This is a genomic window from Pseudomonas sp. SWI36 (assembly GCF_002948105.1).
In the GTDB taxonomy this organism is placed as follows: Bacteria; Pseudomonadota; Gammaproteobacteria; order Pseudomonadales; family Pseudomonadaceae; genus Aquipseudomonas; species Aquipseudomonas alloputida.
In genome coordinates this window covers 1,028,617-1,044,514 of sequence record NZ_CP026675.1, presented here as the reverse complement: position 1 = coordinate 1,044,514, position 15,898 = coordinate 1,028,617, and the positions used below count along the sequence as shown (strand labels likewise).

The following is a 15,898-nucleotide window of genomic DNA, read 5'->3' as shown; positions in this document are numbered from 1 at the left end:
CCTTTGGAGATCAGTCCCAGCTCAACGCCCCACCCGTCTGATACTCAATCACACGCGTCTCAAAGAAGTTCTTCTCTTTTTTCAAGTCCATGATCTCGCTCATCCATGGGAACGGGTTGGTAGTCCCCGGATACTCTTCTTTCAAACCAATCTGGGTCAAACGACGGTTGGCGATGAACTTGAGGTAGTCCTCCATCATCGCTGCGTTCATGCCCAATACGCCGCGTGGCATGGTGTCTCGGGCGTATTCGATCTCCAGCTGGGTCCCTTGCAGGATCATCTGGGTCGCTTCTTCCTTCATCGCCGCATCCCACAGGTGCGGGTTCTCGATCTTGATCTGGTTGATCACGTCGATACCGAAGTTCAGGTGCATCGACTCGTCACGCAGGATGTACTGGAACTGCTCGGCCACGCCGGTCATCTTGTTGCGGCGGCCCATGGACAGGATCTGGGTGAAGCCGCAGTAGAAGAAGATGCCTTCCAGGACGCAGTAGTAGGCGATCAGGTTGCGCAGCAGCTCTTTGTCGGTTTCGACGGTGCCGGTGTTGAATTCCGGGTCGGAGATGGCGCGGGTGTACTTCAGGCCCCAGGCGGCTTTTTTAGCGACCGACGGGATCTCGTGGTACATGTTGAAGATCTCGCCTTCATCCATGCCCAGCGACTCGATGCAGTACTGGTAGGCGTGGGTGTGGATCGCCTCTTCGAAGGCCTGGCGCAGGATGTACTGGCGGCACTCCGGGTTGGTGATCAGGCGGTATACGGCCAGGGCCAGGTTGTTGGCAACCAGCGAGTCGGCAGTGGAGAAGAAGCCGAGGTTGCGCATGACGATGCGGCGTTCGTCTTCGGTCAGGCCGTCCTGGCTCTTCCACAGGGCGATGTCGGCGGTCATGTTGACCTCTTGCGGCATCCAGTGGTTGGCGCAGCCGTCCAGGTACTTCTGCCAGGCCCAGTCGTACTTGAACGGTACCAGCTGGTTGAGGTCGGCGCGGCAGTTGATCATGCGCTTTTCATCTACTGCAACGCGGGCCGAGGAGCCTTCCAGCTCGGCCAGGCCTTCGGCAACGTCAAGGGCGTCGAGGGCAGCCTTGGCACGTTTGACGGCTTCGGAGTCAGAAGCGGTGGCCGCACGGGCCTCCAAGGCGGCGGCACCACCGGCGCTGTCGAGCTTGTCGAGAGTGGCGGCGGCAGCGGCCTGCGCAGGGGTGTTGCCTTTGGCGGCTACTTCGCCGTCTTCTTTGTCGAATTCGTCCCAGCTCAGCATGGTTTGGCTCCTGCTTGAGGGTCGCCCAGAGGCAACCGGTTGGATTTTAAGAATGTGATGCCTGACGCAAGGCCGTAATGGCGAATGGGCAGCTCGAGAGGCTGACTCTCGTTTACATCTGAATGTGTTCTGGCTTGTACCTGGCCAGGCCTCTGGGAGGGGCCAGGACAATTGAATAGGTGCTCTTTTCAGAGGGCGCAAAGTATACCGGAATTCACCTTCGATCGGGGCGCGTGTCTTGCCGGCGAGGGTAACTTTTTTGACCGGTTTGGCGTGCGTCCGTTCACGAAACGGGTGGCTTCTTCTACGGGGGGAGAGTGTAGCGCCAACCTATATGTTGTGCCAGTTTAAATTTGAAGGCACATCATATGGTGTTTCTGAGGGCTGTATTGGCGGAATCGGCCTCACCGCGGGCTTGCCGGCGATGAGGCCAGCCACCACTAGCTACGGTGGGTGTACAGCGTTTCGACAATGTGTGTCTTGGGGTGCTTGCGTGCCTGTTCCACTGAGGTGAAACGGCCGGTTTCTGCGTTGCGACCAATCTTGCGAGATGCCAGTTTTTTCCGCGCCATGGGCTTACATCCTTTTTTGAGAGGTCCTGTTCTTTTACCGAGCTGCGTGAACAGTGGGCAAAGGGCAAGGTTTCTCTGAGGCGCGGATACAAAAATGCCGCGCGGGGCACCCGTAGGCACCCCGCACGGCATTCAGGCCTTACTGGCAGGCTTCGCAGTCAGGCTCGTCGATCGCGCAGGCCTTCGGCACTGGCGCTGGGCCGGCTGCCTGGACCGGGGCGCTGTCGCCACCGCTGGAAACGGCGTTGAGCTTGCCGGTGTTGATGGTCGACTTCTCGGTGCTGGTGGCGGCCAGGGCACGGAGGTAGTAGGTGGTTTTCAGGCCACGGTACCAGGCCATGCGGTAGGTCACGTCCAGCTTCTTGCCCGAGGCGCCGGCGATGTACAGGTTCAGAGACTGCGCCTGGTCGATCCACTTCTGGCGACGGGAAGCAGCGTCGACAATCCACTTGGTCTCGACTTCGAACGCAGTGGCGTACAGGTCTTTCAGCTCTTGCGGGATACGCTCGATCTGCTGTACCGAACCGTCGTAGTACTTCAGGTCGTTGATCATGACCGAGTCCCACAGGTCGCGGGCCTTGAGGTCGCGAACCAGGTACGGGTTGATCACGGTGAATTCGCCCGACAGGTTCGATTTCACGTACAGGTTCTGGTAGGTAGGCTCGATCGACTGCGACACGCCGGTGATGTTGGCGATGGTCGCGGTTGGCGCGATGGCCATGATGTTCGAGTTACGAATACCTTTCTGCACGCGGGCACGTACCGGCGCCCAGTCCAGGGTTTCTTCCAGGTTGACGTCGATGTACTTCTGGCCACGGGCCTCGATCAGGATCTGTTGCGAATCCAGCGGCAGGATGCCCTTGGACCACAGCGAACCCTGGAAGGTCTCGTAGGCGCCGCGTTCATCGGCCAGGTCGCAAGAAGCCTGGATGGCGTAGTAGCTGACCGCTTCCATCGACTTGTCGGCAAACTCGACGGCAGCATCGGAGCCGTAAGGAATGTGCTGCAGGTACAGCGCATCCTGGAAGCCCATGATGCCCAGGCCGACCGGACGGTGCTTGAAGTTCGAGTTACGCGCTTGCGGCACCGAGTAGTAGTTGATGTCGATCACGTTGTCGAGCATGCGCACAGCGGTGTTCACGGTGCGTTGCAGCTTGGTGGTGTCCAGCTTGCCATCGACGATGTGGTTCGGCAGGTTGATCGAGCCCAGGTTGCAGACTGCGATCTCGTCCTTGTTGGTGTTCAGGGTGATCTCGGTGCACAGGTTCGAGCTGTGGACCACGCCCACGTGCTGCTGCGGCGAACGCAGGTTGCACGGGTCCTTGAAGGTCAGCCATGGGTGGCCGGTCTCGAACAGCATCGACAGCATCTTGCGCCACAGGTCTTTGGCCTGGATGGTCTTGAACACCTTGATCTTGTTGTACTCGGTCAGGGCTTCGTAGTACTCGTAGCGCTCTTCGAAGGCCTTGCCGGTCAGGTCGTGCAGGTCTGGCACTTCCGAAGGCGAGAACAGGGTCCACTTGCCGTCATCGAAGACACGCTTCATGAACAGGTCAGGAATCCAGTTGGCGGTGTTCATGTCGTGGGTACGACGGCGGTCATCACCGGTGTTCTTGCGCAGCTCGATGAACTCTTCGATGTCCAGGTGCCAGGTTTCCAGGTAGGCACATACAGCGCCTTTGCGCTTGCCACCCTGGTTCACGGCAACGGCGGTGTCGTTGACCACTTTCAGGAACGGGACGACGCCTTGGGATTTACCGTTGGTGCCCTTGATGTACGAGCCCAGTGCACGGACCGGGGTCCAGTCGTTGCCCAGGCCGCCAGCGAATTTCGACAGCATGGCGTTGTCGTGGATCGCGTGGTAGATGCCCGACAGGTCGTCCGGCACGGTGGTCAGGTAGCAGCTGGACAGCTGCGGGCGCAGGGTGCCGGCGTTGAACAGGGTCGGGGTCGAGGCCATGTAGTCGAACGACGACAACAGGTTGTAGAACTCGATCGCACGGGCTTCCTTGTCTTTTTCTTCCAGCGCCAGGCCCATGGCCACACGCATGAAGAACACCTGCGGCAGCTCGAAGCGCACGCCATCCTTGTGGATGAAGTAGCGGTCGTACAGGGTCTGCAGGCCCAGGTAGGTGAACTGCTGGTCGCGCTCGTGGTTGATCGCCTTGCCCAGTTTTTCCAGGTCGAAGTCGGCCAGGGCCGGGTTCAGCAGCTCGAACTCGATACCTTTGGCGACGTAGGCCGGCAGGGCCTTGGCGTAAAGGTCAGCCATCTCGTGGTGGGTGGCGCTGTCGGCTACATTCAGGAAGCCCAGGCCTTCGGCGCGCAGGGTGTCCATCAGCAGGCGGGCGGTAACGAACGAGTAGTTCGGCTCGCGCTCCACTAGGGTACGGGCGGTCATCACCAGGGCGGTGTTGACGTCCTTGATGGCCACGCCGTCGTACAGGTTCTTCAGGGTTTCGCGCTGGATCAGGTCGCCATCGACTTCGGCCAGGCCTTCGCAGGCTTCGCTGATGATGGTGTTCAGGCGGGCCATGTCGAGCGGCGCCAGGCTGCCGTCAGCCAGGGTGATGCGGATGCTCGGGTGCGGCTCGACCACGGCGTCGGTGTTGGCGCGGGTGGCACGCTCCTTGGCGCGCTGGTCACGGTAGATCACGTAGTCGCGGGCGACTTTCTGCTCGCCGGCGCGCATCAGGGCCAGTTCGACCTGGTCCTGGATTTCTTCGATGTGGATGGTGCCACCCGATGGCATGCGACGCTTGAACGTGGCGGTAACCTGCTCGGTCAGGCGCGCAACGGTGTCGTGGATGCGCGACGAAGCGGCGGCAGTGCCGCCTTCAACTGCGAGGAACGCCTTGGTGATGGCCACGGTGATCTTGTCGTCGGTGTAAGGGACGACAGTGCCGTTGCGCTTGATCACACGCAGTTGGCCAGGGGCGGTGGCGGCCAGATCCGGGTTGGAATCGGCGGCCTGCGGCACCTTGGCCTGCGGGTTCTCGCGAGTTGTGTCGGTTTGCATGGGTGGGTGTCTCCACAATTTCTATATTGTTCAGGCGCCCTGGGGCGCCCACCGTTCCGTCCACTTGCTCGATGGCCTCGCGGGGATGCGTAATGCATGCGCATCCGCCCGCACGGGCGTACCGACTTCGGGACAGACTCAGGAATAAGGGGCAATGGCTTGCCGCTCCCTGGCCGAAGTCAAAGGTTCTGGGCGATGCCCAAAATCTGTTGCTGATGGATGCCAGGCCTGGCCTGCAACACCCATGCCCGAACAAGGCCCTGGAAGGGCTTGCCTCGGTCGCCTCCGCAGGAGCGGTTTGGCTGCTGAAATCACTTCAAGTTCCGCCCGGAAAATCGCTTGATCTTGCGGGTTGACTTTTGTGTGTGATTTTGCACGAACCCCTATATCTAGTGGTTCGCTGCGATCGGGATACAAGATAATGCGGTATTGGGGGCTTTGCAAGGCAATCGCCTGTGGATAACGTGTGCGTACTTTGTGAGTGAATGGTGGGTATTCGCTGTAGGCCTTGTGCCAAGTGGTTTGCAGTATTTTTCTGCTTCGTGACGCCCTTGGGCAGTTTTTTTCGGGCGCGAACCCTATCACAAGAAACGGTTCAGTCGAGGGGGCGGTAGGGGCATGCCTGAAGATCCTGGTTCCCCCGCGCGCGGTCGCCTGTAGGAGCGGGTTTACCCGCGAGAGGGCCGAGCCTGCTGGCCAATTTCCACCCGCCGTTCACCGTTGCCGCCGCTACCGTATTCGCGGGTAAACCCGCTCCTACGCCTGATCGAGGGTGGACACATGTCGGTGGTTAGGCACAGGCCGCCGTGTAGGAGCGGGTTCACCCGCGAAAGGGCCGGCCCTTCTGGCCAATCTCCACCCGCCGTTCACCGTTGCCGCCGGTACCGTATTCGCGGGTAAACCCGCTCCTACGCCTGATCGAGGGTGGACACATGTCGGTGGTTGGGCACAGGCCGCCGTGTAGGAGCGGGTTCACCCGCGAAAGGGCCGGCCCTGCTGGCCAATCTCCACCCGCCCTTCACCGTTGCCGCCGCCACCGTATTCGCGGGTAAACCCGCTCCTACGCCAGATCGAGGGTGGACACATGTCGGTGGTTGGGCACAGGCCGCCGTGTAGGAGCGGGTTCACCCGCGAAAGGGCCGGCCCTGCTGGCCAATTTCCACCCGCCGTTCACCGTTGCCGCCGCTACCCTATTCGCGGGTAAACCCGCTCCTACGCCTGATCGAGGGTGGACACATGTCGGTGGTTGGGCACAGGCCGCCGTGTAGGAGCGGGTTCACCCGCGAAAGGGCCGGCCCTGCTGGCCAATTTCCATCCGCCGTTCACCGTTGCCGCCGCCACCGTATTCGCGGGTAAACCCGCTCCTACCACGGTGGTGGGCACACATCGGGGGTTGGACACAGGCCGTTGTAGCGAGCTTCGCTCGCGATACGCCGTGCGGGCGGCACTCGATCTCGCAGGCCCCACCCATCTACAGTCATACTCTCAGCTGCCCTGACACGATCCCAAGAACAAACAAGGCCAAAGTCATGGACCAAATCCTACCCCGCATCCTCATTGTCGAAGACGACCAGCGCCTGGCCGAGCTGACCGCCGAGTACCTGCAGGCCAACGGCTTCGAGGTCAGCGTGGAGGGTGATGGTGCCCGCGCCGCCCGGCGCATCATCGACAGCCAGCCCGACCTGGTCATCCTCGACCTGATGCTGCCCGGCGAGGACGGCCTGAGCATCTGCCGCCGGGTGCGCAGCCAGTACCAGGGGCCGATCCTCATGCTCACCGCGCGCAGCGATGAACTCGACCAGGTCCAGGGCCTGGACCTGGGCGCCGACGACTACGTCTGCAAACCCGTACGCCCACGCCTGCTGCTGGCACGTATCCAGGCCCTGTTGCGCCGCAGCGAAACCGTGGACAGCAAGCGCCAGGACCTGGCCTTCGGTGCGCTGCGTATCGACAACCGCCTGCGTGAGGCGCACCTGGGCGAGCAGTTGATCGAGCTGACCGGCGCCGAATTCGACCTGCTCTGGCTGTTGGCCAGCAACGCTGGCCGGGTGCTGACCCGTGAACAGATCTTCACCGCACTGCGTGGCGTGGGCTACGACGGCCAAGACCGCTCCATCGATATCCGCATCTCGAAAATCCGCCCCAAGATCGGCGACGACCCGCTTCAGCCGCGGTTGATCAAGACCCTGCGCAGCAAAGGCTACCTGTTCGTGGGCGAGGCGCCATGAACAATTCGATCTTCCTGCGCATCTACGGCGGCATGCTGGCCGTGCTGGTGCTGGTGGCCCTGCTTGGCGTGCTCAGCCTGCACCTGGTCAACGAAGTGCGCGCTGCCCAGCACCGCGAGGGCCTGGCCCAGGGCACCTTCAGCCTGATGGCCGACAACCTGGCAATGCAGAATGAAACCCAACGCAAGCGTTCGCTGCTGATCTGGGAACGCCTGCTTGGCGTGCCGTTGGCGCTGCAGCCGATGAGCGCACGCAGCCTTGACGGTGGCCAGCGGGCGCGCCTGTACCGTGGCCTGGTGGTGGTCGAGAAGATTGGCCCGCATACGGCGCAAGTGCTACGCAAGGTGGGCCAGGAAGACCTGATGCTGGTCGCGCAGATCAAACAGATCAGCGAGCAGTTGGCGCGGGCCACCCTCTATCTATTGGCCGACGAATTGGTGCGCTACCCGGTAGCCGAACAGCAGCAGCGTCTGGCACAGATCAAGCAGGAAAAAGGCTTCGGCTTTGGCGTTGCCTTGCAACGTATCGAGCGGGTCAGCCTGGACGATGACCAGCGGCGCCGGGTGGAGGAGGGCGACACGGTGATGGCGCTGGGCAAGGATGGTGACTCGATCCGGGTGTTCGCCGGGCTGACGGGCTCGCCATGGGTACTGGAAATCGGCCCGCTGTACCAGCTCAACCCTTACCCGCCGCAGTTGCTGATCCTGATTGCCTTCCTGGGGCTGTGCCTGATCGGCCTGGTGGTCTACCTGCTGGTGCGTCAGCTGGAACGTCGTGTGTCGGGCCTGGAGATTGCTGCCACGCGCATCGCCCAGGGCAGCCTGGATACCCGCGTGCCGGCCGGCGACGCCGACTCGGTAGGGCGCCTGGCTGCTGCCTTCAATGGCATGGCCGAGCACCTGCAGCGCTCGCTGACCATGCAGCGCGAGCTGGTGCGAGCGGTGTCCCACGAGCTGCGCACGCCGGTGGCGCGCCTGCGCTTTGGCCTGGAGATGATCGAAAGCGCCACGACTGAACAGGTGCGGGCTAAGCATCTGGCGGGCATGGACGGGGATATCCAGGACCTCGACAAGCTGGTCGACGAAATGCTGACCTACGCCCGCCTGGAGCAGGGCGCACCGGCCTTGAAGTTCCAGCGGGTCGATCTGGATGCCTTGCTCGATCGGGTGATCGAAGAGCTGGCACCTTTGCGTGCCGAGGTGCGGGTTGTGCGCGGCGACTGCCAGGGCGCGGATGCCGAAGGCGCCTGGGTCGAGGCCGAGCCGCGCTACTTGCACCGGGCCCTGCAGAACCTTGTCGGCAATGCCATGCGCCATGCCGAGAGCGAAGTGCGCCTGAGCTATCAGCTGGGCCAGCAACGTTGCCGCATCGATGTGGAGGATGACGGCCCGGGGATCCCCGAGGGCTTCTGGGACCGCATTTTCACGCCCTTCACCCGCCTCGATGACAGCCGCACCCGTGCCTCGGGCGGGCATGGCCTGGGCCTGTCGATCGTACGGCGGATCATCTACTGGCACGCGGGCCGGGCCACGGTGGGCCGCAGCGAGGCGTTGGGCGGTGCCTGCTTCAGCCTGAACTGGCCAAGGCAGCAGGCACCGCTGTAAAGGTCAGACGCTGACCAGGCTCAGCAGGTGGCCGTCCTGCAGGCAGAACTGGCCTTGCAGCTCTGCGCCTTGCTGCCACTGCGGTGACAGGTCGGTGAGCAGGCGCAAGCGCGCCAGCCCTTCCGCGGACCAGTCGAGCACTTCTGCGTGTTCGAAGTAGAAGCGTTGGCGAGTCAGTGGGTACAGGGTCTTGAACAAGCTTTCCTTCAGCGAGAACGTCAGGGTGACCGTAAGCCCAAGCTGGCGGCGGTCAAGGCGTTCGAGCTCTGCCGGGAGAAGGATTTCACCCATCAGCCGCTCGGCGCGCTCGTCATCCAGCAAGGCTTCCTGATCCAGGCCCAGACCTTGGCAGCTGTTTTCGCCGGCGACCACCGCAGCGGCCCAGCCCTTGCCGTGTGTGATCGAGCCATGAATACCGGCGGGCCAGATGGGCGAGCGGTCTTCGTGGGTGCCGGGCACGTAGTCGCGACCGTCCAGGTGCTGGAGCGCGGCGCGGGCACATACGCGACCGGCCAGGTACTCGGCCTGGCGCTTGGCGACCGAGCGCTGCAGGCTGGCGCTGGGCACGATACCGGCGCGCTGGAAGTCGTCGGTTGCCAGGTGGGCAGGGTCGAAGGCGCAACTGACCAGCACCGCGCCGGGGAGTGGGCGGGGCAGGGGCCAGTGGTGCCGGAGCGGGGCGCAGCAGGCGGGAAGTGTGTTCATGGCGGCTATTGTGCCAGCTGTGCAGGCGCTAAGGGAGGTGGCGTGGCAGGATGACTTACCGCAGCCATGACAACATGGCGCAGATCAAAGCGTGATTGGTGTGGGAGCGGGTTTACCCGCGAAGAATTCACCGCGGTGGATGGCACGGGCTTCGCCCGTGTTCGCGGGCAAGCCCGCTCCCACACAGATCGCGCCAGCTTTTAGAAATTGAGCAAGACAGTTGCTCCTCCAACGATTGCACAATCTTTTATTTGAACACCTTCTTGAAGAACGCCTGCATATCCGCCCAGGAACGCTCGTCCGCTGCCTTGTTATAGCCAATGTCCGGCCCACCATGTTCACCATGGCTCAGCCGATCGGCATCGGGGTTGGTGAACCCGTGCTTGGCCCCTTCAATACTGACGAACTGGTAGTTGACCTTGGCCGCATCCATCTCGGCCTTGAACGCCTCTACCTGTTGTGGGCTGACCATGCTGTCCGCTGCACCATGCTCGACCAGGATATCGGCCCGCACTACGCCAGGTTTTGCCGGGGTCTGGGTGGCCAGTGCGCCATGGAAACTCACCACGCCATCGAGCTTTTCTCCCCGGCGTGCGGCATCGAGCACCACCTTGCCGCCAAAACAGTAGCCGACAGCGCCCAGTTGATGCTTGTTCACATTCGGCTGCTTTTTCAACAACTCCAGGCCCGCGTCGAAGCGCGCTGCTGCCGCAGCCGGGTCCTTCATCGCTGCGGCCATGAATGCCTGGGCATCCTGCGGATGTTCGGTGTGTTTGCCATCGCCGTACATGTCGATGGCCAGTGCCTTGTAGCCCAGGGCGGCGAGATCTCTCGCACGACGCTTGGCATAGTCGTTCAGGCCCCACCATTCATGCACCACAACGATGCCTGGGCGTTTGCCGTCCAGCGCGTCATCGTAGGCGTAGTAGCCGACGAGGCGGTTGCCATCGTCGTCCTGATACGGAATTTCACGGGTCACTACCGCCGCTTGGGCGAGGGCGGCGCTGCACATCAGGGTCAGGGCCAGCAGGGCTCGCATGTTCACAACTCCTTGTTTTGCTATCGGTTCGTTCAGCCGGGGTTCAGCCAGGGTTCAGTCGCGGTTCAGGGTGCCCTGATTACTCTAGCTTCCAGACCGAAACAGCGCACCCAACTGGAGTACCCAGCCATGAAAACCTTCAATACCCTGCTTGCCGCCATGGCCGTCTGTGCCGCTGGCATCACCACCGCCCAGGCCGCGGACGACAACTTCGCCAGCCTCACCTACGGCCAGACCAGCGACAAAGTCCGCAAGTCCGGCCTGCTGCAACGCAACACCGACCACCTCAACGCCGACGGTATCATCGGCAAGGACGATACCTGGGGTGTGCGTCTGGGCAAGATCAACGACCAGGGCCGCTACTACATGACCTATGACAACGTCTCTGGCGACCACAGTGGCCTGAAGTTGCGCCAGGAGAACCTGCTTGGCAGCTACGACTTGTTCCTGCCGGTGGGCGATACCACCAAGCTGTTCGGTGGTGGCAGCCTGGGTGTGACCAAGCTGACCCAGGACTCGCCAGGCGCCAGCCGGGACACTGACTACGGTTATGCCTACGGCTTGCAGGCCGGTGTGATCCAGGACATCACCGACAAGGCCTCGGTCGAACTGGGCTACCGTTACCTGCGCACCAATGCCGCGACCGAGGTGGGCGCACATGGCGGGCCGAAGGACGGCACCCTGCGTCTGACCAGCAGCGCCCAGACCTACCTGGCGGCTTCATACAAGTTCTGACGGACGAGCCGCGTTATCCTGTACTAGCCTCTTCGCGGGCACGCCCGCTCCCACAGGTGCTGCACAAACCTCAGAACCTGTGCAGTGCCTTTGGTTTCTGCAGGTGCTACACAGGTTTCAGGGACTGTGCGATTACTGTGGGAGCGGGCGGGCCCGCGAAAGGGCCGGTACAGGCAATACACATAAGGAGCTGCACATGAAACTGCTGGTGGTCGAGGACGAAGCCCTGCTTCGCCATCACCTCTACACCCGCCTGGGCGAAAGCGGCCATGTGGTCGAGGCGGTCGCTGATGCCGAAGAGGCGCTGTACCAGGCCGAGCAGTACCATTTCGACCTTGCCATCATCGACCTGGGCCTGCCCGGTATCAGCGGCCTGGAGCTGATCACGCGCCTGCGCAGCCAGGACAAGACCTTCCCCATTCTCATCCTCACAGCCCGTGGCAACTGGCAAGACAAGGTCGAGGGCCTGGCCGCCGGTGCCGACGACTACCTGGTCAAGCCGTTCCAGTTCGAGGAGCTTGAAGCACGGCTCAATGCCCTGTTGCGCCGCTCCAGTGGTTTCACCCAGTCGACCATCGCCGCTGGCCCCTTGGTGCTTGACCTCAACCGCAAGCAGGCCACCCTCGACGAACAAGCCTTGGCCCTGACCGCCTACGAATACCGCATCCTCGAATACCTCATGCGCCATCACCAGCAGGTGGTGGCCAAGGATCGCCTGATGGAGCAGTTGTACCCAGGAGACGAAGAGCGCGACCCCAATGTCATCGAAGTGCTGGTTGGCCGCCTGCGCCGCAAGCTTGAAGGCGAGCGCGGCTTCAAACCCATCGACACGGTGCGCGGCCTGGGCTACCTGTTCACCGAGCGCTGCCGATGATCCGCTCGCTGCGGGTGCGCCTGATGCTGGCCGCCGCAGTGTTGGCGCTGCTGTTCATGCTGGCGCTGCTGCCGGCCTTGCAGAAGGCCTTCAGCCTGGCTCTGCAGGAATCGATCGAGCAGCGTCTGGCCTCGGATGTGACCACGCTGATTTCCGCTGCGCGTATCGAGCATGGCCAGCTGCAGATGCCGACGCTGCTGCCGGACGAGCGCTACAACCTGCCCTACACAGGCCTGCTCGGTTATATCTTTGACCGCGACGGCAAACTGGTCTGGCAGTCGCGTGCCACCGCCGACCGGCACATCAACTACCAGCCGCGCTATGACGGGCGCGGCAACGAGTTCGACCGCATTCACCAGTCCGATGGCGAAGAGTTCTTCGTGTACGACGTCGAGATAAAGCTGCTGGGCGGGCAGAGCGCCGCCTACAGCATTGTCGCTCTGCAGCCCGTGAGCGAGTACAAGGCCACCCTCAATGGCCTGCGCGAAAAGCTCTACCTGGGGTTCGGCGCTGCATTGCTGGCGCTCATGGTGTTGTTGTGGGCAGGCCTGACCTGGGGGCTGCGCTCGTTGCGACGCCTCAGCCACGAACTGGATGAAGTGGAATCCGGTGCACGTGACGGCCTGAGCGGCGAGCACCCACGCGAGTTGCTGCGCCTGACCCGCTCGCTCAACCGTCTGTTGCGCAGTGAGCGTGAGCAGCGCACGCGCTACCGTGATTCGCTGGACGACCTGGCGCACAGCCTGAAGACGCCGCTGGCGGTGTTGCAGGGTGTGGGTGAAAGCTTGCAGCAACGCAGCGGCGAGCGCGAGCAGGCGCGGGTGCTGCAAAGCCAGATCGAGCGCATGAGCCAGCAGATCGACTACCAGCTGCAACGCGCCAGCCTGCGCAAGAGTGGCCTGGTCCGCCACAGCGTATTGCTGCGGCCGATGCTCGACAGCCTGTGCAGCACCTTGGCCAAGGTTTACCGGGAAAAACGTGTGGACGTGGTGCTGGAGTTGCCGGACGCGGCGCAGGTACCGATGGAGCAGGGCGCATTGTTGGAAATGCTCGGCAACCTGCTGGAGAACGCCTACCGGCTGAGCCTGGGCCAAGTGCGGGTGAGCCTGGTGAAGGCGCCGGGGTATCTGACCTTGTGCATCGAGGACGACGGGCCGGGCGTGCCCGTCGACCAGCGTGAACGCATTCTGGAGCGTGGAGAGCGGCTGGACAGCCAGCACCCGGGGCAGGGCATCGGCTTGGCAGTGGTCAAGGATATCGTCGACAGCTATGACGCCGAGCTGAGCCTTGGCGATTCGCCGCTGGGGGGCGCTGCGTTCAGGATCACCTTCCACCTGGATTGATTCGTAGCCTGTACCAGCCCGTTCGCAGGTCAATCCGCGAATGGGCCGGCACAGGCAATCCACAAAGGGCGGATTTCCGCCATTCCTCCTTGTACAAATTCCGCCATCGGGCGGAAATCCGCCAATCCGTCCCGGGAGTATCGCCCTGTCGTTGGGCATTTATCCCCAGCAAATACGGACCTTGCACCCTTCATGGGCATTTTGGCACCACCCTTGCTATTGATCCTCGCAGAGGCCTGCCCAGGCAGCTCGAACACAACGACAAATCCCTCCAAGTGCAGGAGGGTTAGCGATTCAGGTGCCCCCATCACCCTGGGAAGGGTGAACCGGCACACTTGAGGAAAATTAGCCATGACGACACGTCAGCCGCTGTACAAATCCCTGTATGTCCAGGTGTTGGTCGCCATCACCATCGGTATCCTGCTCGGCCACTACTACCCGGAAACGGGCGTTGCCCTCAAACCCCTGGGTGACGGCTTCGTCAAACTGATCAAGATGGTCATCGCCCCGATCATCTTCTGTACCGTGGTCAGCGGCATTGCCGGCATGCAGAGCATGAAGTCGGTCGGCAAAACCGGCGGCTACGCGTTGCTGTACTTTGAAATCGTCTCCACCATCGCCCTGATCATCGGCCTCGTCGTCGTCAACGTGGTCAAGCCAGGCGCTGGCATGCACATCGACGTCAGCACCCTGAACGCCAGCAGCGTGGCTGCCTACGCCGCCGCCGGCGCGCAGCAGACGACCGTCGGCTTCCTGCTTAACGTCATTCCCAATACGGTCGTCGGCGCCTTCGCCAACGGCGACATCCTGCAAGTGCTGATGTTCTCGGTACTGTTCGGCTTCGCCCTGCACCGCCTGGGCAGCTACGGCAAGCCGGTACTGGACATGATCGACCGCTTCGCCCACGTCATGTTCAACATCATCAACATGATCATGAAGCTGGCCCCGATCGGCGCTTTCGGCGCCATGGCCTTCACCATTGGCCAGTACGGTGTCGGCTCGCTGGTGCAGTTGGGCTACCTGATGGCCTGCTTCTACATCACCTGCCTGCTGTTCGTGCTGGTGGTGCTGGGCGGTATCTGCCGTGCCCACGGCTTCAGCGTGATCAAGCTGATCCGCTACATTCGTGAAGAACTGCTGATCGTGCTGGGTACTTCGTCCTCGGAGTCGGCCCTGCCACGCATGCTGGCCAAGATGGAGCGCCTGGGTGCCAAGAAATCGGTAGTGGGCCTGGTTATCCCGACTGGCTACTCGTTCAACCTGGACGGTACCTCGATCTACCTGACCATGGCTGCGGTGTTCATCGCTCAGGCCACTGACACCACCATGGACATCACTCACCAGATCACCCTGCTGCTGGTGCTGCTGGTGGCTTCCAAGGGGGCTGCCGGCGTTACCGGGTCGGGCTTCATCGTGCTGGCCGCGACCCTGTCGGCTGTTGGCCACCTGCCGGTTGCCGGCCTGGCGCTGATCCTCGGCATCGACCGCTTCATGTCCGAAGCCCGCGCCCTGACCAACCTGGTGGGCAACGCCGTTGCCACCGTGGTAGTGGCCAAGTGGGTCAAGGAAATGGACAACGACAAGCTGGCTTCGGAACTGGACTCCGGTGGTGCTCCGCTGATCGATACCCGCCCGACGGACGACCTGGGCGTGGCTGAAGGCCCGGCTCGTTGATAGCTGGTTGAAATGAGAAAGGCGACCAAAGGTCGCCTTTTTCGTGTTAGCGCGGTCCCTTGTGTGGGCCTTGCTCAATTTCGAAAAGCTGGCGCGATTGGACTGTGGGAGCGGGCTTGCCCGCGAACACGGGCGAAGCCCGTGGCCCTCAGCCCAGTACCACTTCCAACACCCGGATGACGTCCGGCTGCGGGTAATGCCACCTTACTTGCACATCCCAGAACTTCACCCCGTACACCCGCTCGGACGGTGGTATCTGGTAGGCCGGCCGTGGGTCCTGCGCCAGGCATTGCTCGATCAGTTGCACCAGCGGCTCATTCAAACGCAGCGCATGCTCGCGGGCCTGGAGCAAGGCGTTGTCCGCCCACTGCACGGCAATTGCCACAGGCGCTGCGTTGGCCATCTGGTTGCTGGCGCCAGCGACGCTGTCGGCATAGGGCACATACGGCTTGATGTCCAGCACCGGCGTGCCGTCGAGCAGGTCGATCCCGGACAGCAGCAGGCGCCCGGGCTCCACGCCCTCCAGGCGTACCACCGACTGGCCGATGCCGTTGGGCCGGTGGGTGGCGCGGGTGGCGAACACCCCCATGCTCTTGTTGCCGCCCAGACGCGGAGGCCGCACTTTCAGACGCGGCTTTTCTTCCAGGGCCTGGTGGAACAGGAACAGCAGCCAGACATGGCTGACCTGTTCCAGGCCCTCGACCGCGTCACCTTGATCGAACGGCGGCAACAGTTCGAGTACGCCACGGGCGGCAGGCGCCAGCTGCGGCTGGCGCGGAATGGCGAACTTTTCCTTGAAACAGGAGTGGACGATGCCGACCGGGACAACCGTATGCTGCATGGC

The 15,898-nt window shown here is 62.5% G+C and carries 12 protein-coding genes; 6 read left to right on the top strand and 6 right to left on the bottom strand.

What is annotated here, in order from left to right; all coding sequences use genetic code 11:
- Window positions 1–10 precede the first annotated feature (10 nt).
- The 3 genes from C4Q27_RS05210 to C4Q27_RS05205 all read right to left on the bottom strand — a co-directional run bounded on the left by C4Q27_RS05210 (window position 11) and on the right by C4Q27_RS05205 (window position 4,852).
- On the bottom strand, window positions 11–1,261 hold the full coding sequence (locus tag C4Q27_RS05210) for a ribonucleotide-diphosphate reductase subunit beta (protein ID WP_003254823.1): 1,251 nt from the start codon (window positions 1,259–1,261) through the stop codon (window positions 11–13).
- A 440-nt stretch (window positions 1,262–1,701) separates the two neighbouring features.
- The gene (locus C4Q27_RS29710; protein WP_003254821.1) at window positions 1,702–1,833 is read right to left on the bottom strand and encodes a hypothetical protein; all 132 of its coding nucleotides are present in this window, start codon (window positions 1,831–1,833) and stop codon (window positions 1,702–1,704) included.
- A gap of 139 nt (window positions 1,834–1,972) precedes the next feature.
- A complete protein-coding gene (locus tag C4Q27_RS05205; RefSeq protein WP_104886579.1) occupies window positions 1,973–4,852 on the bottom strand; it encodes a ribonucleoside-diphosphate reductase subunit alpha in 2,880 nt (959 codons plus the stop codon).
- Between the two features lie 1,529 nt (window positions 4,853–6,381).
- On the opposite strand from C4Q27_RS05205, the gene C4Q27_RS05185 reads away from it, so the two are divergent.
- Both C4Q27_RS05185 and C4Q27_RS05180 read left to right on the top strand, forming a co-directional pair.
- Window positions 6,382–7,080 carry a response regulator transcription factor gene (locus tag C4Q27_RS05185; protein ID WP_104886577.1) on the top strand — a complete coding sequence of 233 codons (699 nt, stop codon included), beginning with the start codon at window positions 6,382–6,384 and terminating at the stop codon, window positions 7,078–7,080.
- On the top strand, window positions 7,077–8,684 hold the full coding sequence (locus C4Q27_RS05180) for an ATP-binding protein (protein ID WP_104886576.1): 1,608 nt from the start codon (window positions 7,077–7,079) through the stop codon (window positions 8,682–8,684). Before C4Q27_RS05185 ends, C4Q27_RS05180 begins: the two co-directional genes overlap by 4 nt.
- Before the next feature lie 3 nt (window positions 8,685–8,687).
- On the opposite strand, the gene C4Q27_RS05175 is transcribed toward C4Q27_RS05180, so the two are convergent.
- Both C4Q27_RS05175 and C4Q27_RS05170 read right to left on the bottom strand, forming a co-directional pair.
- Window positions 8,688–9,389, bottom strand: coding sequence for a 4'-phosphopantetheinyl transferase (locus tag C4Q27_RS05175; RefSeq protein WP_064491549.1), 702 nt, complete (start codon window positions 9,387–9,389; stop codon window positions 8,688–8,690).
- Between the two features lie 247 nt (window positions 9,390–9,636).
- Window positions 9,637–10,428: a dienelactone hydrolase family protein gene (locus C4Q27_RS05170; protein ID WP_060538947.1), complete on the bottom strand. Its 792-nt coding sequence runs from the start codon at window positions 10,426–10,428 to the stop codon at window positions 9,637–9,639.
- Between the two features lie 129 nt (window positions 10,429–10,557).
- Between C4Q27_RS05170 and C4Q27_RS05165 the strand changes: the two genes are divergently transcribed.
- The 4 genes from C4Q27_RS05165 to C4Q27_RS05150 all read left to right on the top strand — a co-directional run bounded on the left by C4Q27_RS05165 (window position 10,558) and on the right by C4Q27_RS05150 (window position 15,054).
- The gene (locus C4Q27_RS05165) at window positions 10,558–11,163 is read left to right on the top strand and encodes an outer membrane beta-barrel protein (protein WP_010952338.1); all 606 of its coding nucleotides are present in this window, start codon (window positions 10,558–10,560) and stop codon (window positions 11,161–11,163) included.
- Window positions 11,164–11,359: 196 nt separating this feature from the next.
- Window positions 11,360–12,037: a response regulator gene (locus C4Q27_RS05160; protein WP_010952339.1), complete on the top strand. Its 678-nt coding sequence runs from the start codon at window positions 11,360–11,362 to the stop codon at window positions 12,035–12,037.
- Window positions 12,034–13,380, top strand: coding sequence for an ATP-binding protein (locus C4Q27_RS05155; RefSeq protein WP_064491548.1), 1,347 nt, complete (start codon window positions 12,034–12,036; stop codon window positions 13,378–13,380). The genes C4Q27_RS05160 and C4Q27_RS05155 overlap by 4 nt, the downstream gene beginning before the upstream one ends.
- Window positions 13,381–13,731: 351 nt before the next feature.
- Window positions 13,732–15,054 carry a dicarboxylate/amino acid:cation symporter gene (locus tag C4Q27_RS05150; protein WP_010952341.1) on the top strand — a complete coding sequence of 441 codons (1,323 nt, stop codon included), beginning with the start codon at window positions 13,732–13,734 and terminating at the stop codon, window positions 15,052–15,054.
- Window positions 15,055–15,202: 148 nt separating this feature from the next.
- On the opposite strand, the gene tsaA is transcribed toward C4Q27_RS05150, so the two are convergent.
- The gene (gene tsaA / locus C4Q27_RS05145; RefSeq protein WP_064491547.1) at window positions 15,203–15,895 is read right to left on the bottom strand and encodes a tRNA (N6-threonylcarbamoyladenosine(37)-N6)-methyltransferase TrmO; all 693 of its coding nucleotides are present in this window, start codon (window positions 15,893–15,895) and stop codon (window positions 15,203–15,205) included.
- Between the last annotated feature and the right edge of the window lie 3 nt (window positions 15,896–15,898).